Genomic DNA, 387 nt, shown 5'->3' with positions numbered 1-387 from the left:
CTAGTACTGCAACGGTGATTACCGTGACGGTTGTCGGGTTAGCTCGTTGAGCTGTTCATGCGTGGGGACATATCCGAGATCGATGCTCGTCGCTGGTCGGATGGGCTGGCAGGGTTGCATGAGCGGTTTGCTCACCGGTTCGCGCGGAGTGAGTCGCGGGAGTCGGCGCTGGCTTACATGTGGGGCCTGCTGGCGCCTTTGGAGCGCAAGAACGGGTGGACGGTGGCCGAGGAGGCCGGTCATGTCGGTCCGGACCGGATCCAGCGGCTGCTGAACCGGATCGACTGGGACGCGGACGGGGGGGGGGGGGGGGGGGGGGGGGGGGGGGGGGGGGGGGGGGGGGGGGGGGGGGGGGGGGGGGGGGGGGGGGGAGAAGGAGGTATTCAG

General features: G+C 70.0%; 1 pseudogene. It reads left to right on the top strand.

The annotated features are described in order from the left end of the window. Nucleotides 1-57 precede the first annotated feature (57 nt). Nucleotides 58-387: pseudogene (locus AC07AL_RS38550) on the top strand (hypothetical protein); the annotation flags it as partial.

It is taken from the genome of Kitasatospora sp. NPDC043949 (assembly GCF_056435365.1).
The sequence above is the reverse complement of the archived record's forward strand: the minus strand, read 5'-3'. Positions and strand labels throughout refer to the sequence as shown.